Annotated in this window: 26 protein-coding genes; 2 read left to right on the top strand and 24 right to left on the bottom strand. The window is 40.6% G+C overall.

All coding sequences use genetic code 11. The annotated features are described in order from the left end of the window. Positions 1–19 precede the first annotated feature (19 nt). From QA601_13455 to QA601_13400, 12 genes are all read right to left on the bottom strand, one after another. Entirely contained in the window at positions 20–697 is a 678-nt protein-coding gene (locus QA601_13455; protein ID MDG5816094.1) for an HAD hydrolase-like protein, read from the bottom strand. A 169-nt stretch (positions 698–866) separates the two neighbouring features. Further along, positions 867–1,610 carry a tetratricopeptide repeat protein gene (locus QA601_13450; protein ID MDG5816093.1) on the bottom strand — a complete coding sequence of 248 codons (744 nt, stop codon included), beginning with the start codon at positions 1,608–1,610 and terminating at the stop codon, positions 867–869. 12 nt (positions 1,611–1,622) lie between these two features. Next, the gene (locus QA601_13445) at positions 1,623–2,201 is read right to left on the bottom strand and encodes an OmpA family protein (GenBank protein ID MDG5816092.1); all 579 of its coding nucleotides are present in this window, start codon (positions 2,199–2,201) and stop codon (positions 1,623–1,625) included. Between the two features lie 25 nt (positions 2,202–2,226). Further along, the gene (locus tag QA601_13440) at positions 2,227–3,474 is read right to left on the bottom strand and encodes a hypothetical protein (GenBank protein ID MDG5816091.1); all 1,248 of its coding nucleotides are present in this window, start codon (positions 3,472–3,474) and stop codon (positions 2,227–2,229) included. A gap of 2 nt (positions 3,475–3,476) precedes the next feature. Then, on the bottom strand, positions 3,477–4,250 hold the full coding sequence (locus QA601_13435; GenBank protein MDG5816090.1) for an energy transducer TonB: 774 nt from the start codon (positions 4,248–4,250) through the stop codon (positions 3,477–3,479). Further along, on the bottom strand, positions 4,240–4,659 hold the full coding sequence (locus tag QA601_13430) for a biopolymer transporter ExbD (GenBank protein MDG5816089.1): 420 nt from the start codon (positions 4,657–4,659) through the stop codon (positions 4,240–4,242). Before QA601_13430 ends, QA601_13435 begins: the two co-directional genes overlap by 11 nt. A 33-nt stretch (positions 4,660–4,692) precedes the next feature. Continuing rightward, positions 4,693–5,445 (bottom strand): MotA/TolQ/ExbB proton channel family protein, encoded by a 753-nt coding sequence (locus tag QA601_13425; protein ID MDG5816088.1) that lies wholly within the window; start codon positions 5,443–5,445, stop codon positions 4,693–4,695. Positions 5,446–5,690: 245 nt separating this feature from the next. Continuing rightward, positions 5,691–6,605: an AEC family transporter gene (locus tag QA601_13420; GenBank protein ID MDG5816087.1), complete on the bottom strand. Its 915-nt coding sequence runs from the start codon at positions 6,603–6,605 to the stop codon at positions 5,691–5,693. Positions 6,606–6,683: 78 nt separating this feature from the next. Next, complete coding sequence (locus QA601_13415; GenBank protein ID MDG5816086.1) at positions 6,684–6,899, bottom strand: hypothetical protein; 216 nt, start codon at positions 6,897–6,899, stop codon at positions 6,684–6,686. 18 nt (positions 6,900–6,917) lie between these two features. Beyond that, a complete protein-coding gene (locus tag QA601_13410) occupies positions 6,918–7,133 on the bottom strand; it encodes a hypothetical protein (GenBank protein ID MDG5816085.1) in 216 nt (71 codons plus the stop codon). A gap of 32 nt (positions 7,134–7,165) precedes the next feature. After that, a complete protein-coding gene (locus QA601_13405; GenBank protein ID MDG5816084.1) occupies positions 7,166–7,834 on the bottom strand; it encodes a BON domain-containing protein in 669 nt (222 codons plus the stop codon). Position 7,835: 1 nt separating this feature from the next. Further along, a complete protein-coding gene (locus QA601_13400; GenBank protein ID MDG5816083.1) occupies positions 7,836–8,846 on the bottom strand; it encodes a dihydroorotate dehydrogenase-like protein in 1,011 nt (336 codons plus the stop codon). A 165-nt stretch (positions 8,847–9,011) separates the two neighbouring features. Between QA601_13400 and QA601_13395 the strand changes: the two genes are divergently transcribed. Further along, the gene (locus tag QA601_13395; GenBank protein ID MDG5816082.1) at positions 9,012–9,524 is read left to right on the top strand and encodes an AAA family ATPase; all 513 of its coding nucleotides are present in this window, start codon (positions 9,012–9,014) and stop codon (positions 9,522–9,524) included. 1 nt (position 9,525) lies between these two features. On the opposite strand, the gene QA601_13390 is transcribed toward QA601_13395, so the two are convergent. The 11 genes from QA601_13390 to QA601_13340 all read right to left on the bottom strand — a co-directional run bounded on the left by QA601_13390 (position 9,526) and on the right by QA601_13340 (position 21,438). Next, positions 9,526–10,035 (bottom strand): acyltransferase, encoded by a 510-nt coding sequence (locus tag QA601_13390; protein ID MDG5816081.1) that lies wholly within the window; start codon positions 10,033–10,035, stop codon positions 9,526–9,528. Positions 10,036–10,077: 42 nt separating this feature from the next. Continuing rightward, the gene (locus tag QA601_13385; protein MDG5816080.1) at positions 10,078–10,668 is read right to left on the bottom strand and encodes a UbiX family flavin prenyltransferase; all 591 of its coding nucleotides are present in this window, start codon (positions 10,666–10,668) and stop codon (positions 10,078–10,080) included. Positions 10,669–10,680: 12 nt separating this feature from the next. Next, entirely contained in the window at positions 10,681–11,664 is a 984-nt protein-coding gene (locus QA601_13380; GenBank protein MDG5816079.1) for a hypothetical protein, read from the bottom strand. Between the two features lie 18 nt (positions 11,665–11,682). Next, positions 11,683–12,732 (bottom strand): UbiD family decarboxylase, encoded by a 1,050-nt coding sequence (locus tag QA601_13375; GenBank protein MDG5816078.1) that lies wholly within the window; start codon positions 12,730–12,732, stop codon positions 11,683–11,685. Positions 12,733–12,739: 7 nt separating this feature from the next. Then, positions 12,740–14,092: an NAD(P)-binding protein gene (locus QA601_13370; protein MDG5816077.1), complete on the bottom strand. Its 1,353-nt coding sequence runs from the start codon at positions 14,090–14,092 to the stop codon at positions 12,740–12,742. A 7-nt stretch (positions 14,093–14,099) separates the two neighbouring features. Next, a complete protein-coding gene (locus tag QA601_13365) occupies positions 14,100–15,266 on the bottom strand; it encodes a glycosyltransferase family 4 protein (GenBank protein MDG5816076.1) in 1,167 nt (388 codons plus the stop codon). Positions 15,267–15,276: 10 nt separating this feature from the next. Beyond that, positions 15,277–16,254 carry a porphobilinogen synthase gene (hemB, locus tag QA601_13360; GenBank protein ID MDG5816075.1) on the bottom strand — a complete coding sequence of 326 codons (978 nt, stop codon included), beginning with the start codon at positions 16,252–16,254 and terminating at the stop codon, positions 15,277–15,279. A 2-nt stretch (positions 16,255–16,256) separates the two neighbouring features. After that, positions 16,257–17,906: a hypothetical protein gene (locus QA601_13355; GenBank protein ID MDG5816074.1), complete on the bottom strand. Its 1,650-nt coding sequence runs from the start codon at positions 17,904–17,906 to the stop codon at positions 16,257–16,259. Between the two features lie 85 nt (positions 17,907–17,991). Continuing rightward, positions 17,992–19,194 carry a glutamyl-tRNA reductase gene (gene hemA, locus QA601_13350; GenBank protein ID MDG5816073.1) on the bottom strand — a complete coding sequence of 401 codons (1,203 nt, stop codon included), beginning with the start codon at positions 19,192–19,194 and terminating at the stop codon, positions 17,992–17,994. Positions 19,195–19,432: 238 nt separating this feature from the next. Continuing rightward, entirely contained in the window at positions 19,433–20,962 is a 1,530-nt protein-coding gene (locus tag QA601_13345; GenBank protein ID MDG5816072.1) for a hypothetical protein, read from the bottom strand. A gap of 140 nt (positions 20,963–21,102) precedes the next feature. Continuing rightward, positions 21,103–21,438, bottom strand: a complete 336-nt coding sequence (locus tag QA601_13340) for a hypothetical protein (protein MDG5816071.1) — start codon at positions 21,436–21,438, stop codon at positions 21,103–21,105. A gap of 332 nt (positions 21,439–21,770) precedes the next feature. Between QA601_13340 and QA601_13335 the strand changes: the two genes are divergently transcribed. Next, complete coding sequence (locus tag QA601_13335; protein MDG5816070.1) at positions 21,771–25,160, top strand: fibro-slime domain-containing protein; 3,390 nt, start codon at positions 21,771–21,773, stop codon at positions 25,158–25,160. Here QA601_13335 and thiF read toward each other — a convergent pair. Continuing rightward, on the bottom strand, positions 25,150–25,794 hold the full coding sequence (gene thiF, locus QA601_13330) for a sulfur carrier protein ThiS adenylyltransferase ThiF (GenBank protein ID MDG5816069.1): 645 nt from the start codon (positions 25,792–25,794) through the stop codon (positions 25,150–25,152). The two genes, QA601_13335 and thiF, sit on opposite strands and share 11 nt — an antisense overlap. Between the last annotated feature and the right edge of the window lie 63 nt (positions 25,795–25,857).

Raw genomic sequence — 25,857 nt, 5'->3', positions numbered from 1 at the left:
GGCGTTCGCTCGATCAATTTTATTGGCAACATTTACAGAATCGGGTCAAGAGCAAGTCTTTTAGTTCCTGCGGGGTTTCTGCGATTCCCTCCGGCTCCAACTCCACCAGCCGGTCACGGTGCTGAAACCCCCAGGTGACCGCAATGACGGGGATGTCACACCTGTGGGATGCTTCAATATCCCGTGATTCATCACCAACATAAACCACCAAATCAGCCGAAATTTTAAGCTTTCGCTTCAGGTGCTTAAGTAACCGATGCTTCCCAAAGAGCCCCGGAGCACTGTGAATGAAGTCAAATCGCTCACCTACCCCATTGTTCTCAAGGCAATTCCTTACATTCGCTTCCGAGTTTGATGTTACGATCCCAAGATTCATCCCATGCTTTTTAATCTCTTCAAGCACCTGAGCAATACCGGGAAAAAGAGTAATCTGAAGCATGCGGCTTTTTATTTCTCCCCTGGCCTCCTTGACCATCTTTGGAAGACGCCTCAGAGGCAGCTTCAGATGTTTTAAAAGCTGCACACCGTTCATCTTTCTGAGCATAGGAATATCCTTCTCTTCAATAGGATCATATCCAAATGAAGGTGCCAGATGGTTAACTGTACCCAGTGCCGCAGAGAAGGAATCGGCCAGGGTTCCATCGAAATCAAATATCACGGTCAGGCAGGGGCCAGCAGTTTTTTTTCGCTTTTTCATGTTGTTCTGTTTTGATGTGAAAACTCAGCCTGATTTCCTGAAGGTGCTTATGTCACTTAATAAATTAGTTCTTTATAAACACACCTTGTACGCAGTTTTTTAATTATAAGATAATAGTTGAGGAAAAAAGGGGCACTATGAAAAGCCCCCCTTTAAAGATTTTTACAATCTACTCACCTTCTATCTGATTCTCCACCACCTGTGCCTCCTGAGAGCCAGGACATTGCTTGATCAGATTTTCCCAAACCATATCTCTTGATTGAAACATCTCCTGTCGTTCATACACTAAACCGAGCTTATAAAGGGAAACACAAATTCTCTCTCCGTCCGGATACTTTCTGATCAGATCCATGAAAGCTTGCTCTGCTTTTTGGTAGTCACGCTGGGCATAATAAATTTCGGCGATCCAGTATTCGGCTTCACTGACTAGATGAGAGTCGGGATATTGCTTAATTATATCCTTAAATCCGGGAAGCGCAATATCGTAACGCCCGGCATCAAAATCTCTCTTTGAAAGCTTAAACAGGTTTTCTATCTCCTGCTCTCTGGCTCTTTCTGCTTCAGCTTCAGCGCTTAGTTTTTCCTCAAGTTTTCGCGTAAACTCAGCAGTTTTCCTGTCGATATTAGAAAGCCTGCTCTGACTTTCTAAAAGATTGGTTTCTATGGTAACAATTTTTCTATCAAGTTCATTAAATCGTACCTGCTGATCTGCTCGTAAAAGCCTTAACATTTCACTGGTTTTATTATGTTCAGCAATAATTTCTTTTTTCATACTTTCCATATCGTTATTTAGGGTATCAATTTTCGCTTGTATCTCCCTAAGCTCCTGAGTCCGCAGGACTGTCATGTGCGAACATCCGGTCAATTTAACCAGCAAAACAAAAGCAATAACGAATAAACAACACTTTTTCACCTATATCCCCCTTTATCTTCCCAATGGTCTGAATTCAGCCCGTCTGTTTAAGGAATGACACAGTTCATCATCTTCACAACCAGATTTAGCAGGATTTTCTTTACCATATGAAGTAATTTCGATTCGTATGGGATCGATTCCAATGCTCACAAGATAATCCCTTACCGCTTTGGCTCTTCTTTCTCCCAGTCCCATATTATATGCAGATGTTCCCCGCTCATCACAGTGTCCCTCTATTAAAATCCTTACTGCTGAGTTGGTTCTCATGAATTCATCAATAATTTGAATCCTCTCTAACGCTTCATCAGTAAGAGTAAACCTGTCATATTCAAAATACACAGGCTTCAGAGCTTCCTTTGCTCTTCTTTGAAGTTCAGAGGACAAAGAAGCTTCTCTGAAAACGGCCTCGCTTGTAGTATCAACATGGCTGAAATCAACCACATCAGAGAAGTCTGTGTCGGCGCTTAGAGTATCCGATTCTTCAAAATCAGTAGTTTCCACCACAGAAGTTCTATGCCTGTTACACCCTGTAATCATCACCAAAGGAACGATAAGAACAAAAGCAGCAATGAGTGTAGTACACTTTTTCATATCAGGAATTCTCCTTTTTCTATTTTCAGAAATCTGACCAATCGGGCATACCAACATCTCCTGAGGTGGTAACCCTGCGCAAATTGGAACCATCAGGTCTAATTACATAAAGATCACTTCTGTCGCCCACAATTGAGGTAAAAGCTATAAGTGAACCATCGGGAGCCCATGTAGGATACTCATTTGATCCCCGCATATCTTTTGTGACCTGAAAATGATCGGAACCATCGGGCGAAACAGTCCAAATATCAAATCTACCACCAAGGCCCATCGATACATAGGCAATTTTATCACCTCTGGGTGACCAGGCTGGAGCATCGTTGTATCTGCCCTCAAACGTTACTCTTTCCTGGTTAGCACCATCAGCGTCCATGATGTATATCTGTGGCCTTCCAGACCTATCTGATGTAAAGGCAATCTGACGACCGTTGGGTGACCATGAGGGGCTTGTATCAATTCCCCTGGTTACAGTAAGCCGTCGAACATTTGAGCCATCTGCATTTGCGGTATAAATATCCAGAGTACCGGCTCTTGAGCAGCCAAATGCAATTGTACCATCAATTCGTGATACTGAGGGAGATACCTGCATTGCCCGGTTATAGATGAAAATCTCATGGGCTCCGTCGGTAATAGATCCCCTGAAGATATCAGGTTTACCCCTTTGGTAAGAGCTCCATAAAATATTGTTGTTGTCGGAAAATTTTGGAAATATATTGATTACATTGGTATTGGTAAGTAACTTCTGGTTATGTCCATCAAAATCCATAATGGCAATATTTTTTCTTGCTCCCTCAGTTCTGACAAATACGATTTTACTTTCAAATATCCCTCTTTCACCAAAAAGCATCTCTACTACTTCATTTGCATAACGGTGAGCCATATTCCTCAAAAATCTGACATCACCACTGTATTTTTTTCCGATAATAAGATTTCTTGTAGCGACATCCCTCAAATAACACTCTATTGTTATGTTATCACCCTCAATAGTGTACTCCCCATCAATATAAATGCCTACCCCGTTATCGATAAATAAAGCACTGTCATATTCAGGTGTACTTACCACATGAAACCTTCCACTAAAATCAAAATCAGACGCAACAACTTCCCAGGGAGCGTTTCGTTCGACCTCAAGATCATTGGTAGAGGAAAAATCAACAATCCCAATTGGAATGCTATCGAATCTGCTTGCATAGACATCAAGGTCAAATCGTTGTTGGGAAAAGAGCGTTGAAGGTAAAATTAAGAAAACTACTGCAATAATCAGGTATTTCATATTTAGTTCCTGGTAGTTGGAATTAGGGTTATATTAAGCTCCAGTTGATCTCCGGAAAACCCGGGAGGCAATCTCCCAAATGGAGCAGCCAGGTTAACAGCCCGAATTGCCAGATTATCCACCGTTCTGTTTCCACTTGATCTTACAATTTCTACACCACTTATTGAACCATCATTATGAATAATGAATTTCACCACCACCGATATGGTTCGGTCTTCAAAAGGTGGTATCCAGTGACGCTCAATCCTTTGAACCACGGCATTAAGATACCAATCTTGTTCAAAGTCGCCCGGGGCAGAAATATCGGCGGGCACAGGTAGTTCCCGCAACAATTCGGCAAGTTCCTCCAGATTTTCTTCAACCCGGGGTGCCGGCTCTTCATCCTGAGGCTCGGGCTCCTGAGCCCTTGGCTCCTCAACGGGCTTAGTCTCTACCGGCTCCTCAGGTGGCTCTTGCACCGGCTCGGGAACGGTTTGCTCCTGAGGAACTGGCTCTGGTTCTGGTTCTGCTTCCGGAGGTTCAGGTGTTTCCTGTTGTGGCGCTGGTTGCTCCACAGGCTCAGGAGTAGGAGCCGGCGGTAGTGGAACCTGAACAAGTTCAAATGTCTTAGGGCGCTCATATTCAGCCGGCCTGGAAAAGAGCATAGCTAATACAGGTATAATTATTATTATAATTACATGAAACAGAGCTGATATACCCAAAACTGCACGGAATGAAAGCTCTTTGGCATCATATTCAAAATCAGGTTTTTCACCCTGCATTATCTCAGTACCCATCCTCAGACTGCAGTGGAGTGGTTAAAAACCCCAATTTCACTACACCTGCGTTTTGAATGTCAGAAATCACACGCATAACCAATCCGTAAGGCACTTTTTTGTCTGAATTGACAAAAACAGGGATATTTGACCTTCCCGCAAAAACATCTCTGAACCGTGCTCTAAACTCTACTAACGGAACCTTTTGGTGATCGATAAAGATTTCGTTACTTGAATTGATTGAAACCTGAATCGACTCATGAGCCTCAACGTTTTGACTCTCCGTTTCAGGTAGATCGACCTGCACCCCCTGAGTCATCATAGGGGCAGTAATCATAAAAATAATAAGAAGAGCAAAAACCACATCAATAAGGTTGGTGAGGTTAAGCTCACTAATCACACGCCGTCTGCGTCGTTTTCTATTTCTCATTGCTGCTCCACAAGATTATAATCTGATACAGTTTCAAGGACCATAGTTATTACTTTGTGATGGCGGTGTTTGCCTTGTGGGCTTACCACTGTAGAGCAAATTAAAAATCTCTCTTTTTAAGCGCACCGTCAGTGTCTCTTTAAATTCATCAAGATCATCCTCTATGCGCTCTGTTCGATGGTTGATATAGTTGTAGAAAAACAGAGAAGGTATAGCAACCGCCAACCCTACGATGGTAGTAATCAAGGCCTCTGCGATTCCGGGTGCAACTACCGGCAGACTTGCTGAACCATGTGTACCTATCTCATAAAAGGAGTTCATGATACCCCATACAGTACCCAACAAGCCCAAAAAAGGTGCAATACTACTGATCATAGCCAGAAGAAATACACCCTTATCAAACGGTGCCACAATCGAGTTAAAGGAGCTCTCAAGATAATCTCTGGCCATGGTGAATTGGTTCTGAAGGAAAAACGACCAGTCCTTCACTGCAGTATGAGACCTGGCATCCTCAAGAATTCGACGATATTCAATAGCACCACTTCTGCCTAACTGCGCCATTGGCGAGTTGAGATCACTGAGACTTAAATTCTCTATCTCGGAAAGACGCCTCAAACCAGCAAACTTCTTGCGAAACAGCCGATTTCCCGACGATAAGCGACCCAACACAACAAGACGATTGAAAATAATGGCCCAGGAAACCAAAGAAAAAATCAGAAGAAGAAGAATTATTACTCTTCCCATCATCCCGGACCGGGTAATCATATCCATTAAAGGAATATTCATGGAGCTCCCTTCTTTCTATTTAAGCCTAAGCAGTAACTCTAAAAATCACTTTTCCCATACAAGGATTCAACAAAAACAGCCGAATAAAAAATTATAACCAGCATAGAAAATTACTTCCTGAATGTAGCGCGGGTCAAACTTACTGTCAGCATATGGACAATTATACTCTAAAGTGCGTTGCGAGTAACTGAATATTGCACCTGTTGGTGAAGCAATTTGTTAAAAAAATGACCCATTTGTTCTTTTTAGAGCAAAAAGTGCAACGCAAGGGGAACCGTTATTATTGCAGCCACCGATGTGGTTATAGAAGTCTGAGCCGCATAATCGGGATCCCCTCCATAACGAATAGTGAGGATAGTGGAAGAAACAGCTACAGGCATAAGTGCAACCACGACTGCAATCTTATAAACTTCTCGGCTAATTGGAAGCAAATTGAGAATTATTACTGCAATAAGAGGCAACAGAAGTAATCTGCTTGCGGAAGCATAAAAAACAGGCCAGCTAACCCGTATAAGCCCCGGCCGGTGAAAAGAGGCCCCTATAAGAATAAGCATCATTGGAACCGCTGCAGAGCCGGCAGTCATCAAAATATTTCTAACCGTTGAAGGAACAAAAGCCTGAAGACCGGAAAGGGAAAAGAAGAGGCCCAAAAGAACAGCGACCAGATTGGGGGTTAGAACTGTTCGGAGGCTATGCAAGATTCTGATCTCCCCAAGTACCCCCACTCCAATCGTCCACATACCAAGGGTAGTCCCAAGATTGAAGAAAAAGAGATTGGCCAAAGCACTCTCCCCCCATAGATTTCTTATGATTATGATAGGAAGGTAACCTGAGTTATTCACCGCACAAAAATGAAGGTAGGTTTTCTTCAAATCCCTGTTTCTGGTAAATAATCCATATCTTAGAAGAAGCCCTGTTGATGCCCCCATAATTACCAATCCTATACCAATGAATGGAAGTGGCCATAATTCATGGAGACGGTCGGGTTCAAAGCCCTGAGTAATAGAGCTAAAGATATAGGCCGGTAAAAGAAAATCGATTGAAAAACGAGACCACCTGACAGTTTCCTTCTGATCGATATAGCCCCAGTGATGAGCTATCCATCCTATTGCAAAAAGACCAAATATCTCAACCACTGCCGACATCACTGGTAAGATCATTTACATCTTCTATTTCTTGAACAAATTATTCATAGTTTTTCAATTACTATCAAAGGTACACCTGATCCCCAGTGCGATTCATAATTCGGCAGGTACACAGGTACAGGCAAACAGTCCTATTATCTCTCCGGAATCATCTTTGATTTGGTAGATAATATTATCCTGAGTATAATTAGTGTCGATCCCCTCCTCGCCCTGGGGTACACAGGCACCCATGATCTGGTATTTTTTTCCTTTTCTTACCTTTGCATGTTTAACCAGCGCAGGATCTACAAAAACAGACTTGGGTATCATACCGTCTCCTTGGTTAAATCAGGTTTGTACCTCCCTACCCTGCCATGTACCATACTCATTGTTACGTGTAAGTATGTAATGTCTGGCGTTATCGGCAAAAACTTTAAAGTAAGTAAACCCCGGACCATACCATCGATCCTCAATCTCAAGTACCTCAAGCGGCTCTCCATCAAAAATCCAGAAACGCACCGGATATTCATCCAACTTGTAACCACTGTAAGTCTCTACTTTCAATCGTCACTCCATATTAAGGTATACACCCCTCATCAGGCCACATCACGACGAACCTGAAGCAGATTAACGATGTCTCGCACTCCCCTGGTAAATTTTACCGTATGAAGTATTTCACTGATCTCTGCTATTCCAAAACTTCCTGCAACAGAAACGATCCCATTTTCCACCTGCATCTCAAGTCGTTGGGGATCAATGTTTCCGCTCCGTTCGAAAGCATTAATAATCGATTCGGCAATCTCCCGGTCTGTGTAGTCTCTTGAGGGAACTACCACCAGCTCATTTTTAACGTGTATTACCCCCCGCATATCATAGGCGATCTCCTCTGCCCTAATCTTTTTCCAGTACCCATCAACCGTTCCCTTAATAGTAACATTTCCATCCCTTACTTCTACATCTATCTGAGAAGCAGGGATGCTGGGATTCCACAGGAATCGATTCAACATTGATGTTTTTAATTCTCTGTCTGCCACCTTTTCAACACCACCGGGGTATTCTATTACCATTTGGTCATTAACCTTTAATACCCCAGGAACAAGCAATGTATCTGCTTCTGCTGCCTGCCTTGCACTGTAGGAACTCACGGTACCCTTCAGTATCACCTCTCCATTCATAACCTCAGCATCAATGCGTGAATTCACCAATCTTCCATCCCATGAAAGCTGATCTAAAACCAACCTGCGTATCTCTTCATCTGAATACATTTTATCCCTCCTGTCGTTTTATCCATTCACGATAATTACCTAAAACCCTCAAATATTCAGCCCTTCTGAAATGCCTGAGATGATCTACTGTAAGTTCACTCAACATCCCCTCAATCTCTCCAAGTGAAGAATACCCGTTGCGATCAAGCCACGAACTAATCTCTGCCAGTATGTCTTTAACCCCCTCTATGTCGCCTTTAAGTAACCGTGAGGTCATCATTACAGCTTTTGCCCCCGCAACCTTACTTTTTATTACGTCCTGTGCTGTGTGTACCCCACCGCTTATCCCTATATCGATGGCTACTTTATCAAAAAGAATGCTGGCCCACCGTAAGCGCATCTTCAAATCTTCAGAACTGCTTAATCTAAGGGCGGGTAAAACATCCAGTGTTTTTAGATTAATGTCAGGCTCATAAAGCCTGTTAAACAATACTATACCATCTACTCCTGTATCCCGTATTCTCTTAACCATATTGGGTACAGAGCTGAAATAGGGACTCATCTTTACAGCAAAGGGAATTTTAATACTTTTACGAATGATCCTGATAAGCTCAAGATAACTCTCCTCCACTGATGGGGCCGAAAGTAGAGGATCGTCTGCAATGGAATAGATATTTAACTCCAAACCATCTGCCCCACACTCCTCAATCTCAGAAGCATAATGTGTCCACTCCCCTGCAGTAGTTCCATTGAGACTGGCTATAATGGGTATGGTGGTACTTTTTTTAACCTTATCAATAAAATCAAGGTACTGCTGAGGAGAAAAGGAGTAATGTCCAAAATCCGGAAGATAGGTGAATGACTCAACATCATCCTTATCTGCATATGCAGCGTTTTTCTTACTTTTTTCATCCAGCACAACCTGTTCCTCAAAGAGAGAGTATAAAACGATTGCCGCACCACCTGCCTGTTCGAACCTCTTTACATTACTTTCATCAGACCAAATCGGTGATGAAGACCCGATCAGTGGATTTTTTAGTGTTAAACCCATGTAATTTGTCGAAAGATCCATTCTCTAAACTCTCCAGTAAGTGCCAGTCATTACAAGTTCTCTGTCCTTCACCTTTTTTTTCCAAAAAAGAGCAAGAATTTTGCCACGCTGGATAAAAGCTATCATAACAGATTGGCGTAGCTATTGCTCGTTTGATGGTGAAAACCTTAATGATTTATCTGAACAATGAATATTATACTGCCATACCCAAATGTAATTGTAATGATAGGGCCCTCTGGAAGTGGAAAAAGTCTCTTTGCAACCAAACACTTCCTACCAACAGAAATAGTATCATCAGATAAGTGCAGGGGGATGATAAGTGATGATGAAAACGATCAAAGCGTATCTTCGGATGCTTTTGATCTAGTGCATCTAATTGTACAAAGACGCTTGAAATATGAGAAATTAACAGTCATTGATGCAACAAATGTAAAAAAAACATCAAGAGAAAGTATTTTAAGAATAAATGAGCAGTGTGGAGCATTCAATACAACTGCCTTTATCTTTAACCTACCTCTAAGCCAATGTATCCAAAATGATAAAAACAGAGAACGGTCTGTCGGTGCAGATGTAATAAAGAAACAATTTCAAAGTATGAATGAATCGATAGATAGTATCAAAAATGAAAGTTATTTAGCTATCTGTGTTTTCCATGATATATCCTCGGTTTTGAAAACTAAGATTACAGTGCTCAGGTAAATTAACTATTCTTGTGTAAGACTTTCTGTGCTTGCAAAGGTCTCAACCCTTTTAAAAAACTATCATATCCAACCTCTGCAGTAAGTGGATTGGTCACTCTTGCTAAGGGCCCCGCTTTTGCCACCCCCCATAGAGTATTTGGCGGAACATCTTTTGAAACCACGGTACCAGCCTGAATCACCGATCCTTTACCAATTTTAACCTTAGGAAGTATCACGCAATGGGGACCGATAAAAACATCTTCTTCGATATGTATAGGTCCCGCAAACTGTGAGGAACGCCTTGGGCCCCAGTAGAAATGAGATACAAGAGTGGTATGCAAACCGATTGTACAATTATCCTCTATAGTTATGACTTCTGGATGAATTTCGTCTATGTATACATACTGACTTATCCAAACGTTTTTACCAATGGTTACTCCCCGCATCCTGTGAAGTTGTGGGCGCAAAGTGCTTCCTCCAGGAGATATGTAAGCCAACTTCCTAAAAAAACGCTGAATCATTTGATTCATTAAAACCGCCTTTATTGCTATAGTTCACATTCTTGTTTTGTCTTAGTATTCATATTCATGCAAATCCGATGCCCCGGACCAGCGTTTGTATAGAACAGTATCTATTCCCACCAGATCGAGTAATTTGCCCACGCTCTGTTTAACTATCTCGTCCAGCGAATCAGGTTTTGAGTAAAAGGAGGGGCAGGGGGGTGAAATAATTGCACCTGCATCACTGGCCTGAAGCATAAGTTTAAGATGACCACAATGAAATGGTGTTTCCCTCACACACAATACAAGGCGCCTCTTTTCTTTTAGAGCAACATCTGCAGCTCTGGTTATTAATGAAGAAGAATAGCTGTTAGCAACAGATGAGAGGGTTTTTATGGAGCATGGAGCAATAATCATAGCATCGGTTTTAAAAGATCCACTTGCAACAGGTGCAAACAGATCGTTGGGACTATACACAAATGAAGCAAGTGTTTCTATCTGATCTACAGAAAAAGAGGTTTCAAACTCAATAATCCTCCTTGCAGTGTCACTAATTATTAAATGTGTTTCTAACCCATATTGCTTTGCTTCCTTTAACAAATATATCCCGTAAATAACTCCAGACGCACCGGTGATTCCAACAACGAGTTTTCTTGTAGCCATTTTTTCCCACTTTTAATATTCGATTTCGATAAAAAGACTTCTGCTATATCCATCCACACATGCAATCCATTGTTCGTTAGGTAATTTATGAGCATCAATGTGATGCATACCCCTCCTGGTCCAATCATAGGCCCCGGGCTGCAAAACAGGATTTTTTGAATGAGGAATATCACTGTAGTTTTCTCGTGTTAGTTCAGTAATTTTAAACGCATTAAGCTTTCTGCCATAGGTAGGATAACAATCCTGAGCAAACCAGTAAATTGTTCCATCCAGTGCAGGAACTCTGCCCCCCGGTCTTGCCCTGGAAGCATCAGAGATCACTATAGGACTCTGAGGATGCTCTGTCCATGTACCCTTTAAACTATCGGCAAAGAATAGTTTTGTGTTGTCGTGAGTGTAGGGTGATGAATTAGCAATCAACCACCAGGTAGCATCATGCTTAAAAAGAACATGGTCCCCGAATTCACCCTCTATAAGTACCTTCTCAACCTCCCAGGAATAGGGAAACTGCTTAGCTCTGTAAAGAAGCAACTGCATGGCTTCAGCGCTTTCAGGGATCATGTAATATTCATCTTTATATAGAAAGACTAAGGGATAGGAGAGGTGAAATGGCTCATCAAGTACAATCCTTTCATACTCCCAGGAAAAACCGTCTCTGCTAACAGCCAGGCCTATGTCACTATGATTGGTCAGAGAATTTTTCACCTCAAAAAACATGTACCACAGAGAATCTTTTTTAATCATAAACGGGTCTGCTACATAGTCTGCTTTAATGTCGGTAATGTCATCTGCTGTTAGTACCGGATTTTCTATATGCGGAGGACTACTTAACGTAAAAGGATCAGGGCCGGTGTATATTCCTATTGCCCAGTTATTTTTGGTAAAACGATTAACCCTGCTTTTATTCTGATTCCAATAAAAAAACGATAAGGAGATTAAAAGAAGTATGATCAGGAGACCCAAAACACGCAAGCGTTTACCCTTTTTTCTGCTCATTTCATCCCCTTCTTTTGCTTATTTAATTAGTTTTCCTATTCTGCCACTCATCTGTAACAATGTATACATCCTGTTTTTTAAGAAAAAGTTTTGTAACAACCTCCTCATTTTTGATCCGTGAAAATCCACCAGCCCTGCACCGGCTAAAAGAGACAACATATGATGATCTTCTGCACCTGGTCTGCCAACAGCAGTACCCCTGAAAATGGGATTATTTCTATACATTACAGAGTTAACTTCAAAAAGAAATGCAGCCGGATTGGAATTCGCAATGCCGGCATAATCAAGATAGGGACCATCTTTGACCCGAATTCCTGGTTTAAGCTCCCCCTCAAGAACTATTTCAGACTGTGCGGGTACTTCAAGATCCACACCCCTGCACCTGATAATCTCAAGTGGCTTGCGAGCCCAGGCCCCAGCCATACTGTACTCATCCACTCCCAGAGCAAATGATGCACCACCTGCCATAACCAAAAACTCACTCACCCCAATAGCTACAGCCATTTTTAATGCTTTTCCCCTCTTCTCTGCCTCCCTCATATGAATCGCCAAGTGCCCCTTAGGTGATACACTTACTGTAGCACTTCTCTTATCCACTATTTGCATCCTGTATACACCAACATTTCTACTACCTGTCTGGGGATCCTTGGTAATATTTACATGCCAGGTACCAATGAATCTCCCACCATCCACACGACTCCACCACGGAACAGCAAAACGAAACAGATTTACATGTTTACCCATGCAGATATTTTCCGTAACAGGACCATCTTCTACCACTACAGGGGCAAGAGGAATCCTTGCACGCTGGCGGATGGCTTTTACAAGCTCCCGGCGTCTTCTATTCTTTTGACCCTCTATTTCAAATAACAGCTCTATAGCCTCACTACTGCCCAGGGCACCCGTAAAAACACTTTGTCCCGGATAGTCCTTAACATTTTTAAACCACAGAGCTGAAGGTACAGTTCTACTGATTTCACCTATTTGATGTTTCCAGTCTACAGGTTCTTCTACAGTTTGGATTAAACCTCTTTTCTCAAGAACCGCAATGAATGTTCTAAAATCCATTTGTCCCTTATTCTTTGTGGGTTATTCTTTTCGTTGACTCTGAGAAGCGTATATGTCTTTTGTATACCTTTTCTGCAACAGTAACTCCCATCATGAAGGAATCTTCCATTGATTGATATTCCCAGGCTCCGAAACGACCAATTGAATAGATTTTATTATCCCTAAGGTACTTATTGATAGTAGACAGAGCAGTATTTCGTTGTTTGTCGAAAATCACATACCCAAACGGTATGTCGATAACATTCTCACAAACGACTTGATCAGCCGATTCGATAACCTTCATTTTCTCTAAATCATTAATGGATCTTCTCTTTGCCTCCTCAATATCTATACCAACCTTTGGATCATAAGAAATTTCAAGGTAAATGGAACTGTGCTCTTTAGGAGCCATAGTATCCGAGAAATTGTGAGGAAAACCAATACGGTGAAAAAGCATGTCTTCCTGAGGAATATAAACCCAGTGTTTATTACTTATAGTGCCTTTTACTCCCAGATTAATATTTAAAACCGAAACATGCTTCAGCTCTGATGCTGAACGGGTGACCAAAGATGGAATCTTTTCGCCTATGCTGTTTACCAACAAAGTAATAGGCTGAGATGATAGGAGGTAATCGTAGGGGATTTTTCTTTTTTTTGATGTGATAACTTTTTTTTCAGAGGGAAGTATTGTTTCAACCGATTCCCCCACCGAAACACCATCAATTTGTGAACTGATCCCTTTGACCATACTCTCTATCCCTCCCTTAATGGGATAGTGGAATAGTGAGTTATACCCAAGTTCACCACAGTTCTCCGATAACGCCCCTGCTAAGAGTAATTTTAAATTACTGGATGGTACAAATCTTCCCGTACAGTCAGGGGTCATCTGTGAAGGATCTCTTCTGTAGATTTTTTTATTGTAGGGAATCATAAAGTGTCGCGCAATACCATCACCAAAATAGGCCCGTATCCAGTCATCAAAGGTATTTATTTCTCCCTTATAGTCATTAAAGTATTTTTTGCTGTATTCATAAATGCATTCTATTACGATATTTTGTGGTAACCCAAAAAGATTTGCCTGAAAGGGGTACTTTGTATAAACCTGGTTTGAATAAATCCAGGCACTTCTATTTCTTTTATCTATATTTTTTTCCAATACCGAAAACACCAGATTTCTAAACTGCTCAGTTCTGAAATGAAGCAGGTGTCCGGTATAATCAAAAAGAAAACCAGACTGATTTTCGGTTCTGCATAAACCACCTACCCTGTTTTCCTTTTCTAAAACAGTGCACTTTAAAAGCCGGGGTTCTTTTATCTGCTTTAATTTCCAGGCCGCACCCAACCCAGCAAGACCACCACCAATTACTACTATATTTTTCATCTTTATCTCACTTATCACTTGTTTCTAGTACAGTCTGATTAGTTGTCTTTTTTTGATATAGTTCGTCATAAAGCTGCTGCAAAGATTGAGTGAACTTTTTAGGATGAAAAACTGTAAATGCCCGTTGCTTGCCAGCTTTCCCCATTTTTTGAGCTCGGCTACGGTCATGGATTAATTCAAGTATGGCAGAAGCCATCTGCTTACAATTACTGTGTTTTACCAGTAACCCTGTACTGCCATCCACTACAAGTTCACTATTTCCTCCGACTCTGGTCGCAACAACAGGCAACCCCATCGCCATAGCCTCAAGAATTACTATAGGACAACCTTCAGTTCTTGATGACAGTACAAAAATATCCATTTCACGCAAGGACTGAAATACATTAGAGCTGTATCCGCAAAAGGTAACATTGCTTTGCAGGTTAAGTGAGGAAGTATAGTTTTTAAGATTTTCTTCCAGCGGACCAGTCCCCACAATACTCAACTGTGCCTCAGGTCTCAAAGAAACCACTATCTTCATTGCATCAAGTAGAACGTCTACTGATTTCTCATCTGAAAGCCTTCCGATAAAACCAATTCGTACCTCCCCTTTTTTATTTCCGGAACGTTTTTTACCAGCAGAATTTAATTTTGTTAGATTAAAGGGAGGGTAAATAACCCGAAATAATTCTGAGTTGCTGATGCTTTCCCACTGATCTTTAATAAACTCTGATGTAACAACAAATTTATCACACTTACCTATAGCAGCATTGGTAATCGGCTGAACAAAACGATCTCTTATTCTTGCAAGCTTTGATGGAGCAGTATCTTTCAGGGTCATTTCGGTCCCTATGACCACCGGAACCCCCGCCTTTCTTGCAGCTACTGTTCCCAAAAGATTAGCCTTGAGTACATGGGTTTGAACTACATGAGGCTTGTAGGTTTTAAAGAAGTCATAAAGCTGATTAAAACTTGTTATTTCATTAATTGCACTTTGCGCTACATTTAGATTAAATATCTTCCCACCGAGTTTTTCAAAATGCTCACCAAATGCATTCTTCTCATACTCAAATACCACCACCCCCAGCTCATAACGGGTATGATCGAGATCATTGGCTAAAATAGACAATATCTCAATTAGTCCATTATAAACATTAAAAGACTTATATACATGTACAATCTTTATTTTTTCCATAAATGATTCCTCATCTATTTAAATTATGAGCGATTTCTTTGGCATGATAGGAGATAATCAGATCAGCCCCGGCTCTCTTAAAACTTGTTAACATCTCGTTTCTTATCTCAAATTCATCAATTTTTCCAATGGACGAAGCGGCCTTAAGCATGGCATATTCACCGCTGACATTATATATTGCAAGAGGTACTTTAAATCTTTCCTTTGCTCTGTAAACAACATCGAGATAAAACATCGCCGGTTTGACCATTACTATATCAGCACCTTCTTCTATATCTAAAGCAATCTCACGCAATGCCTCAAAGGCATTTGCACAGTCCATTTGATGAGTACGCTTATCACCAAATTCCAGCACAGATTCTGTCCCCTCCTTGAAAAAAGGATCGTAAAGCTTTGATGCAAACTTTGCAGAGTAAGCCATGATTGCAACATTGGTATGAGACGATTCATCCAAAACTTTTCGCATTCTGCTAATCTGGCCATCAAGCATTGCCGCAGGTGCAACAATATCTGCTCCAGCTTGAGCATGTGATACAGTAACCTTCTCAATGAGTTCAAGGGAAGAATCGTTATCAAGATATCCATCTTTTATAACACCGCAATGACCATGAGGAGTATACTCACACAGACAAACATCAGTAATAACCACAAGTTGCGGTACCTCTTCTTTTATGGCCCTTACAGCTCTTTGAACAATTCCATTGTGGTCGTAAGCTTCCGTTGCTTCTAAGTTTTTACTCTGAGGAACACCAAAGAGCAAAACTGCAGGGATTCCAAGATCTCTTATCTCTTTAGCCTCTTCCACAATTCTATCCACCGATAAATGATAATTTCCTGGTAGTATAGATATTTCTTGCTTCACACCATTCCCATGAACCGCAAATAAAGGACAGATAAAGTTTTCAACATTTAATCTGTTTTCCCTAACCATATTACGTAAATACTCATTTTTTCTAAGCCTTCTTAGTCTATGTACAGGAAACCCCATAATTATTCCCCTTTTGTTATTCTTTTTAAATTAGCAGGTGCGTTTGACTGAATATGAAAAGGTAAAATTTTTCCACTGGGAGTTGTAGCGGGATGCTCTCTTTTTATTCGTATGGTTCGTGCCTGATTCCACATTTCAGATCCAGACTGTGCCCATGATTCCGGACTACTTTCACTTTGTTTTAAAGAATTCATAAAAAATGTAACTAATTCATCTTCTCTAATTGTACCCAGTGTCGGACTTACAAAGAGTCGTAGTCTGTTGAATCCTTTCTCATCTTCCTCCTCAACAAGTTGATAGTCTGTGCTGCTTCCTCCAAACTTTGAAGGCAAATCTTTCTCTATTATTCTAATGAAATCTGTATCAACGAATGTTACCCCTTCCCCGGTGAGCTTTTCATAGCTTTTAATATTGGTAATATGAGTATCAAAACCTATTTTACCAAATCCACAATTGGTAGCCTTTGTATAAACAGAACCATAATCTCCCATACCAACATTTAATAGAAGCTTTGGTGATTCGTATAAAAGAGAAGAAAACAAAAAGGAATCAACTATCAGATCAAAGTGGGGTACTCTTTGCTTGTGAGTTATTACTGCCGTGGTATCTTTATATAGATGACAATGATCACTTCCACCGTGACTTGAAGAACAATTATTATGTTTTTCACACCCAGCAGCAATCACCCCAGCCTCACTTATTCCATATACCGGGATTGCAACAGCCCCAACCGATTCAATCTCTTTTCTCTTCTGCCCTGTAAGCGTTTCTCCTGTAACAAGAAAACGTGTCCCTTTTATATTGTATCCATTCTCTTTAGCAGCCATACATACACGTACAGCTGAAGTGGCAAAGGTATAAATTACACAATTGGGATAGTGATCTAACATCGCTGAAGCCCACCTGGCGATTTTATGAGCATGGTTTAAACTTACATATTCAGGTTTTGCCAGTGACATGCCATGAAGCCTGCTCATGAAAAATATCAGCTCTGTTCCCCATGTTTTCTCCCAGTTGACCTTGATCTGTGCCTTTTCTACCTGAGAAAACCATTTTTGAGGCGGGTTACCAATACGACTGAATCTCAGGGAAGAATTGATCCCCGGAGCACCTGGAAAAAGTGGAAACCAGTTGGCGATGGGTACTGTTAATGACCCGTGCAGATGCAGAAGATACGCATCATACAGTGATCTTTGGCTTAAATAGTCAAAATCTATTCTAACTCTGGTCCCGGCACTGCGCGTGGCTCCGCTTCTCACCTCATATGCCGTTGAAAGAAACGGGTTATCAAACATCGACTCTTTACACACAAACTCAACCCCATTTCTTTTCACTGGTACTTTTCCCTTGAATTCATCAACGGTAAAATAGACTTCCTCCGATTTGAGCCACTCAAGAGTATTTTCGATTCCTTCACTCTCTACCTTGTTTTTAATATCTCTGTATGCTATTTTCTTTGGCTCCAGAAGCATTTTATAGGGGCTTTTAGAATAGGAAAAGATCCCCTTATCAACTATGTTTAAAAAATTTTCATCTCTTTTCGCGATTCTGTCTTTTAGTAGATTTTGTGCACCCTGATATGCTTCGGGCGCAGATAACCTTCCCTTTAAAAAGGTATTGAGGCCAGATATAAATCGTATATACTTTTTCATTTGTACTTGCTCTCAATGTTGAGGTTTCTTTAGTTTTCTTTCATATATTACTGTATTATGCAATTTATTTTCCAATTGATTATATCTATCTACTTGTTCTGATAGTATTCGTATAATCCCTAAACTTACTTTCTGAATGATGTAATACTTTATTTACAATGTTTTTTGTTAAACTATCAACTCCTGATCTCTGGTCTTCTGCAAGTTTCATAGATTCTATACAGGTTTTTCTTATCTCTTCAGCTCTTGTTCTAATTGAGATCATTGTAGGAATAATATCATGGGACTGAATGTAGCTATACATATCGCCAATTTTTGACTCAATTATTTCCTTTGCCTTTTTTGACTCAATATTTCTCAAATGAAGATTAGTATTGCTAAAAGCTTTTAAGTCATCGATGTTATATAAATGACACATTTCAACATTAGTGCAATCGGGATCTATACTCCTTGGAACCGATATATCAACTATAAATAATGGTTCCCGGTTTCTTCTCTTTAAAATCTCTTCAACATCTGTTTTTTTAATAACATAATCGGGGGTAGCTATTGAAGAGATCACGATATCTGCCTTTGGAACATATTCCCTAATCTCATGCAGCATCACAGCAGTCCCCTTAAACTTATCTGCAAGCTCAACTGCCCTGGTAAAGGTTCTGTTAGCAACCATCACATTACTTACACCACTGCTTATGAGATTTCTAACTGTTAACTCTCCCATCTCTCCTGCCCCAAGGATCAAAACACACCTGTTTTCGATTTCATTAAATACCCCCTTAGCAAGTTTAACCGCCGAATAACTCACAGAAACATTACTTTGACCAATTTTAGTTTTTGAACGGATTTTTTTTACAGTACTAAATACCTGTGCCATCAAATGATCAAAGGCATATCCTGCAGTACCACACTTCTGTGCTTTTGCATAAGCATCCTTAATCTGACCAAAAATTTGTGACTCCCCAATAATCATTGAATCCAGTCCCGATGCCACATAACAAAGATGCCTCACCGCTTCAAGATTCTGTTTATGATAGATGATACCACTGAGATTACCCTCAAACTTATGAAAATCCCGAAAAAAATCCTCAAACAATCCAAGTCTCGACTCCCGCAACAATGCATATATTTCTACTCTGTTACAGGTAGAAAGTATAAAACACTCCAGTACTTCCTCTTTGGCTCTAAGCAAGCCAAGGGCACTGCAAATTTCATCATTGCCAAAAGAAAGTTTTTCTCTGATTTCTATAGGTGCAGTTCTAAAATTTAGTCCCACAACACCAAACAACATAGTTTTCCCCTAATTATATTGTTAACTTTTTGGCTTTGTATTTACTATATCTGTCTTAATAAAAATATGGAAATACTATAGAAGCTAATTGAGAACATAGTGATTTTTTCTTGCAAATAGAAAATGCTTAGTGTGTATATTTTTAAATAACAGTAAGCTATCAATTATTAGGGCAATTTTTATACCACTAATTTACTTACTATTATACTGGGTGTTTTAAGGAAAGATTGGGAAATAGCTACTTACTCTTGGATAAAACCATTCCTTTTGCAGAATAGGGAAATAACCGTATAGTTTTCACCAGTGAATGAGCTTTAGTACGCTTTAAACTCCTTAGCGTTGACCGCAGCCTGTTAGGAGCCGGATTAATATCCCAGTTTAATACTTCGGGCCACATTCTGCGAATTAATCCTTTGTGGAAACGATAATCAGGTTGGTTTTTTAAAATAGGTTTAAGCCCCATACTAACCTCCACCAGCTTTCTGCAATTAAGTGGTGAAAGGCTTTCAAACGCTATATCATACTCGCTGTAAGACATCGCAGCCCAGTTTCCGTTGCGCTGCTCCCAGTAAAACAGATTGAGGAGATTATCATGATCTTTAATTACCTCTTTTGCAGACCTCAACCAATCAGTAAAAGCAGAGGTGACCAGTTCACATCCACCCATTCCTGAAATCATAGCCAAAAGATATCCATTGAGCTTTACGCTCTTTGGCAGAAAGTAAAAACTACGCGTCATCTCTCCCACCACACCGTTGGTTACGACCATTTCCCGCCCAATTTCATTAAAGAAATTATACATAGTATAAGCATTACAAATCTTTGTTGATCTTGCTGTAACGACATTTCTGTTCATAAGGTTAGCAAATTCTCTCTCTACTTTTGGAAAATGGTATACAAGATTGTGTTTGAGCCCAAAATAAGAAAGCATTTGAGAAGGAATGGTAATGTCCGGGTCATTTAATGATAACCGTTGATTAGTATGGGTAAAAAAGAATAACCGCTCATAAACATCTCTGGATGCAGCAAAAATTATCCTACTATCAAGCCCAGCAGTAAGGGCCACTGCAACTTCAAACCTGTTAACAGCACTTTCCATCATACCTCTAAGGATGCTGCAGCTATATTCTATACTGGTATCTAAAGAAAAGGAGTTTATAGGCCTTCTGGGCCAATAACGTTTCACCGAACCGGTTTTCATGTCCAGAAAGTGATTGGGCTGCAGATGATATACCTTTTTATAAATGGTGAAGCCGGCAGGATACCAATGTTCAAGATTTTTAGTGAAAAGTGGGAGTGAAAAGAATTGGTTGCGTATTTTTAGGTCAATAGCAATCCCACACTGTTCAGCAAGAAGTGAAGGCTGTCCGGCACACCACATTTTGCCGGCAAGGTCTGTATGAAAAAAAAGTTGTCTGAACCCCGCACAATCATTAAAAGCTTTTATTTGTTTATCTTTGCCGGCAATCAGTACATACCGTCCACCCAAATGATCAATTTTTTCGAAAATGTCTTCAAACGTATCAAAATCGCTAAACATCTCAGAAAGTATTTGAGTGTCGTTATATTGAGGGTTAAGTGGATCAAGAATATAGCCCAAGAGCAAAAGAAAACAACCATCTCCACCAATCGTTGTTACCGAGAGATCAGGATGTGCGGTTAGAAATAAATTATCCTCTATCTTTAGCTGCTTCCAGCCTTCCAATCCCTTTGCATAGTGAGGTCCAATTATATACTGACGTCTAAACAGATACCTTTGCAGATCCATCTCCCTTGCTCCCGATTTATATACCTAATCAGATTCACATAGTTTACCTACATAATCAGAGCAAAAGAAGTACCTGTGTAGGGAAAGGGGGGGTATAGTACCTTTAAGCGCATAAAAATCAAAAGAGCAAGGGATTAACCTCACACCCGCTCTTTTGATTTTTCTTCAACCAGCTCAAGAAGTCGCCGGGCAAGTTCCTCAGGAATTAATTCATGATAAATAAACCTACTGCCAACACAGCCAAGTGCCCCTATTATGCTGGCAAATGGTAAAAGGTATCTTAGACTAAATGTTGGCCAGAAATGAACAACCGGAGCCCAACCAATCAAAAGTGCTGCACTGTTTAGCAGAAGGGTTCTGGTAATAATCCTTGATGCTTTTTGGCCATACGTAAGCTTATAATAGGGGTGATTAATAAAAACAAAAAGAACCATAAGAACAATAGAAACCGACACACATATTGCAAATATTGCCATCTGTTCCCTCTTTCATTTGGATTACTATTCCATATCTTTATTACTAAATATACCAACAAACAACCTCACTGATCAAAAATCTTTAAATAACTACTTTGATGACACTTTCTTCCCTTTGCTACTTACAATTTTCGTTCCCAAGAACCCTGAGACTCATTGTAACTACTCCGTTATTTTTGCAGCAGTGAACACACGTTTGAATTCGTTGACTGCACTGACCACACTTTTTTCTCCATTACAGTTATTTATAGGGCATTAGAGTGCAATTTTTATTATTATACTAAATATGGGAGTTTTTATCCCTTTTGCGCAAAATTAAACGGGGGGCACACATGTCTTTTCTCATAAATAGAGTGAAGGTAAGTTCTTTTCTTCTGCTCTTTTTTATATCTTCTTATTCATTTTCTCAACTTACCATTCACTTTCAAAGCCCATGGTATGATGATCCGGTACGCTCGCAAACCCCACTATACATCCTCTCAGAGGAAACCGGATGGTGGCCGGGAGAGGAGATGGAAGCCCAGGGCGCAGGCTGGTATAAACATACACTTTTAAATACAACCTCTCATTCCAGATTGGAATTCATGAGCGTTATACCCACAGGCGATGATCAGCATGATAACAGAGTGATATACAGAGGTGGCTCACAAAGAATCGCTCTAAACACACTTGTTGAACAGAATCCCAATGCTGAGCAGGTATGGATCAGCGTTTCTTCACCCGATTCTGACCCTGAGCTCCTGTTTAGTGAACCGGAGAGCAGAGTTGTTATGTTTTTTAACCCATGGGATCTTGGATTTCCAAGAATACAGTTTCCCGATGAGGCTATCAGACGCATGGAACCACAGATCGATTATTGTGGATGGCATAGTTACCGACTCTTTGGTGACCCATCTTCTTTAGAGTTTAAATTCATTAACTCACGTGACAGTTCCATCTATTCGGAAGCAGGATTTCAGGATGGTGATTTTTTAAATCCCGCACTTCATTTAGAAGAACATGACACACTGTGGCTTCTTCCGTCTCAACCAGGTGGGGAACTTCAAATTACCTCCTCTTTCCCCAATCGCGTTGGCAAATGCGACGTAATTGCACTGGCTGCTACCATACGGGATATTAACGAAAACCATCCCGATTTCCAGGCTTGCGTTACCGGTTTAGTCACTGGTATGGTAGAAGAGCGGCTTGGACCAGATGGAAAACCCGTACAGGCATATGTTGATAGTAGCAATTGTTACACCGATCTGGCATCCTGGTTTACCGTAGAGGTTTTCGAAGGTGGATATACCAACGAAATTTGCCATAATCTTATTCTCCACAGAAACGAAGAGGGTCTTTATGAGATAGATGACCCTAACTTTTTTCCTATTGATGATTGGCTATATCTGGATAGTGCCCAAACCATTCCTAACCCTAATTTCGACCACGATGGACGCGGTAACAACTTTCATTTTTCAATGGAAGTTCCTGCGCAGTTTGTGTACGAACCAGGCCAAACATTTGAATTCAGAGGTGATGATGATGTATGGGTGTTTATCGACAGCCAATTAGTTGTCGATATAGGGGGTGTTCATAATCCGGAATACGGCGCGGTGGATTTAGATACTCTTGGCCTTGTTCCAGGAGAAGTCTACGATTTTAATCTCTTTTTTGTGGAAAGACACCGCTGGGGTTCAAACCTTAGAATTGTTACTTCTATTGACCTGATCTCAAGAAGCAGAATTTTTTATAAAGCAGATTTCCTCTCCGAGGGGGTTGTACAATACGACCTTTTTACCCGTGAAGAGAAAGAGGGGTTATCCTGTGAACTGACCTGTATAGATTGTGATGATGATAATCCAAGAACAGATGTACAGCAGGCAATAGTGGACTTTTCCCTAACCGGGCCTTCCTATCCTGACCCTCACAAACTACCCTCAGGTATATCCTATGGAGGGATCATTATTTCTGAAGATTTCACAGGCATTACTATAGATGAGAATTCGATAACCAGCCTGGAACCCGGTACCTACACCGTCGCCTACTATCTAAGAGAAGACATGTCTCAGGAGGGCGAAATCTATTTCACAGTTCCAGAGAGAATAATAATACCCACAATTGAACACGCCTCTGCTCATGCAGACAATGGCTATGGAATGGTCGACAGGTTTGAAATTTACTTTGACCACGAACTGGAATCACCCCCGGATTCCATCAGAATCTCATGGCCATCAATAGAAAACAGTCAGCTTTTTACACCAGATGAGATGATTATTAACCCCTTAGATTCCACGCATATCACAATCAATGTAGCTCAACCATATCAGAGAGAACAAACGACATTTGCAACAGACATGCTGGGAATGCATTATACAACTATATATCAGAATAATATACGCTCAACACCGTTTAGTGTTGCTGATAGTGTGGGCCCCCTGATAAAAGAAGCGATCCTTGTTGAAGGAGATTACCAGCAAAGAGATACCCTTTTGCTCATCTTAACCGAGAGGGTTATGCTAAACTCGCTTAGCGGTGAATCGCTTCTTCTACGAAAAGACCAGGAGCCTGAACTTATACTTAACGTAAGCAATGTGATTCCCCGACACCAAGATACCATTGGGGTTTTGCTCAGTGCCAGAGAACTCACTATCTCTGAAACGGATAGCATTCGATTCAATCCCGATGGCCCGCTTACAGATTTTTACGATAACAGTGCCCACCCAGAAAATCGTCCTGTGCCAATTAAAATCAGAAGAAAACCACCTCTTTTGCTCTCCGGATACTATAGAGACAGTAATGGAAATGGAATCGTTGATTACGCTCGTCTTACCTTTTCCAAACCACCTTTATTATCTGAAACAAATCTTGAATTTACCTGCTTTGAAGGAACAAAAACACCGGCAATTGAGCAATACCGGCTTTCCTACACACAAGACAGCACACAGATCGAAGTTAATCTAACCGATGCATTCAGCCAAACACTGATTGATCAAACATCCGGAAATTTAGTTGCCCGGGCAGAATTCAACAGTTTTGATAGTTTCACTACTAGTCAAACACTGCAGGACAGTGCTGCACCAGTTTTAGTATCTGCACTGTATAGTTATTGCGACTCAGATACTTATTGTACCGATACCCTCTTTATTACCTTTTCAGAAGAGGTGTTGGATGTTCCCCATTCAACACCTTTCCTCTTTGAAGAGACCGAGCACAACCAGAATTACTCTATGGAACTTCAGCAACTGAGAGCAAACCGAAGTGAATGGGCATTTCTTGTCAGAAGCTTAAATGATATAGAGTACCCACTGGAGGGCGATTCGGTTTGGATAAATCCAGAAGCAAATGTTGCAGATTTGTACTCAAATGTACAGGATATTAGCACAAACAAAAGAGTACCATTGGCAATCCGACTACCCAAACCAGAATATGAGGTTTTTGCCGGCCCTAATCCATTTGACCCCGCAGAGGAGTCACTTCAGATCCATATTACATCTTCCACTAAAACAAGGGTACATATAGATTTTTCTGCAAATATTACCATTTATGATAACGTAGGGAATATCGTACACAAAGAAATCAAAGAAAACAAACTTTACTCAAACAAAATACAAACCGAGTGGAATGGTTTAAATACAAATGGAAGGACGGTAGGAATCGGAAGTTACCTGATTGTAGTTTTGGTAGAAGATGATATCGATGAAGAAACCTCTGTTCATAAAATTCTAATTGGTGTTAACCGATAGTTTTATTTTTTTTTTGGAGAGGATCTATACCGTTAACAACACTCAAAACCACATCGGCCTGCTTTGCCGCCGCAATGGTAACACAGGGTGCAAACGGTTTAACATCCTCTCTAAGTCCACTTTTTTCATCCCCGATGATGTATATGCGATCCCCGATCTTCCTAACTTGTATTCGGTCGCTGTCCCCGTAACCACCAAGCCCACTTACAGTTACCAGTGTTTTACCTGAGCACGAAAACGAATCAAACATCATCACTTTTGACTCGGGTACATCAAAGGCCTCAACTATTATATCACAGTCACCGAAAATTTTTGCTCCATTATCCATCTCTACTCTCACCTTATGAGTTTGCACCGCCATCTCAGGGTTCAGGGTCAAAAGAATCTCCTTCAAACAATCTACCTTGTACTTACCGATGTGGGCAGGAAAATAGATTTGACGGTTGAGGTTAGTCAGTTCAACCCTATCATAGTCGGCAACTACAAAGTTTTCAAACCCGCACCTTGCAAGAATTAATGCGCAATTGGAGCCAAGACCACCGGCACCACCAATCCCAACCCTGCACTTTTTTATCTTTAATTGCTGTTCATTGTTCATAAACTGTTTTGTAATATCACTATACCTGTATTTCATTCAGAATTCCTGCTTTCAATTTTTAGCCCCAAAATTAAAGAATATAATTTATAAAAATTATAA

It is taken from the genome of Chitinispirillales bacterium ANBcel5, assembly GCA_029688955.1.
In the GTDB taxonomy this organism is placed as follows: Bacteria; Fibrobacterota; Chitinivibrionia; order Chitinivibrionales; family Chitinispirillaceae; genus Cellulosispirillum; species Cellulosispirillum alkaliphilum.
This window is presented reverse-complemented; position numbering and strand designations above follow the sequence as displayed.

What these genes read in the sequence shown, in the direction of transcription:
- QA601_13455 (MDG5816094.1), bottom strand. Translation starts at nt 697, where the DNA reads ATGAAAAAGCGAAAAAAAACTGCTGGCCCCTGCCTGACCGTGATATTT.
- QA601_13445 (MDG5816092.1), bottom strand. Translation starts at nt 2,201, where the DNA reads ATGAAAAAGTGTACTACACTCATTGCTGCTTTTGTTCTTATCGTTCCT.
- QA601_13440 (MDG5816091.1), bottom strand. Translation starts at nt 3,474, where the DNA reads ATGAAATACCTGATTATTGCAGTAGTTTTCTTAATTTTACCTTCAACG.
- QA601_13435 (MDG5816090.1), bottom strand. Translation starts at nt 4,250, where the DNA reads ATGGGTACTGAGATAATGCAGGGTGAAAAACCTGATTTTGAATATGAT.
- QA601_13430 (MDG5816089.1), bottom strand. Translation starts at nt 4,659, where the DNA reads ATGAGAAATAGAAAACGACGCAGACGGCGTGTGATTAGTGAGCTTAAC.
- QA601_13425 (MDG5816088.1), bottom strand. Translation starts at nt 5,445, where the DNA reads ATGAATATTCCTTTAATGGATATGATTACCCGGTCCGGGATGATGGGA.
- QA601_13420 (MDG5816087.1), bottom strand. Translation starts at nt 6,605, where the DNA reads ATGATCTTACCAGTGATGTCGGCAGTGGTTGAGATATTTGGTCTTTTT.
- QA601_13415 (MDG5816086.1), bottom strand. Translation starts at nt 6,899, where the DNA reads ATGATACCCAAGTCTGTTTTTGTAGATCCTGCGCTGGTTAAACATGCA.
- QA601_13405 (MDG5816084.1), bottom strand. Translation starts at nt 7,834, where the DNA reads ATGTATTCAGATGAAGAGATACGCAGGTTGGTTTTAGATCAGCTTTCA.
- QA601_13400 (MDG5816083.1), bottom strand. Translation starts at nt 8,846, where the DNA reads ATGGATCTTTCGACAAATTACATGGGTTTAACACTAAAAAATCCACTG.
- QA601_13395 (MDG5816082.1), top strand. Translation starts at nt 9,012, where the DNA reads ATGAATATTATACTGCCATACCCAAATGTAATTGTAATGATAGGGCCC.
- QA601_13390 (MDG5816081.1), bottom strand. Translation starts at nt 10,035, where the DNA reads ATGAATCAAATGATTCAGCGTTTTTTTAGGAAGTTGGCTTACATATCT.
- QA601_13385 (MDG5816080.1), bottom strand. Translation starts at nt 10,668, where the DNA reads ATGGCTACAAGAAAACTCGTTGTTGGAATCACCGGTGCGTCTGGAGTT.
- QA601_13380 (MDG5816079.1), bottom strand. Translation starts at nt 11,664, where the DNA reads ATGAGCAGAAAAAAGGGTAAACGCTTGCGTGTTTTGGGTCTCCTGATC.
- QA601_13375 (MDG5816078.1), bottom strand. Translation starts at nt 12,732, where the DNA reads ATGGATTTTAGAACATTCATTGCGGTTCTTGAGAAAAGAGGTTTAATC.
- QA601_13370 (MDG5816077.1), bottom strand. Translation starts at nt 14,092, where the DNA reads ATGAAAAATATAGTAGTAATTGGTGGTGGTCTTGCTGGGTTGGGTGCG.
- QA601_13365 (MDG5816076.1), bottom strand. Translation starts at nt 15,266, where the DNA reads ATGGAAAAAATAAAGATTGTACATGTATATAAGTCTTTTAATGTTTAT.
- hemB (MDG5816075.1), bottom strand. Translation starts at nt 16,254, where the DNA reads ATGGGGTTTCCTGTACATAGACTAAGAAGGCTTAGAAAAAATGAGTAT.
- QA601_13355 (MDG5816074.1), bottom strand. Translation starts at nt 17,906, where the DNA reads ATGAAAAAGTATATACGATTTATATCTGGCCTCAATACCTTTTTAAAG.
- hemA (MDG5816073.1), bottom strand. Translation starts at nt 19,194, where the DNA reads ATGTTGTTTGGTGTTGTGGGACTAAATTTTAGAACTGCACCTATAGAA.
- QA601_13345 (MDG5816072.1), bottom strand. Translation starts at nt 20,962, where the DNA reads ATGGATCTGCAAAGGTATCTGTTTAGACGTCAGTATATAATTGGACCT.
- QA601_13340 (MDG5816071.1), bottom strand. Translation starts at nt 21,438, where the DNA reads ATGGCAATATTTGCAATATGTGTGTCGGTTTCTATTGTTCTTATGGTT.
- QA601_13335 (MDG5816070.1), top strand. Translation starts at nt 21,771, where the DNA reads ATGTCTTTTCTCATAAATAGAGTGAAGGTAAGTTCTTTTCTTCTGCTC.
- thiF (MDG5816069.1), bottom strand. Translation starts at nt 25,794, where the DNA reads ATGAAATACAGGTATAGTGATATTACAAAACAGTTTATGAACAATGAA.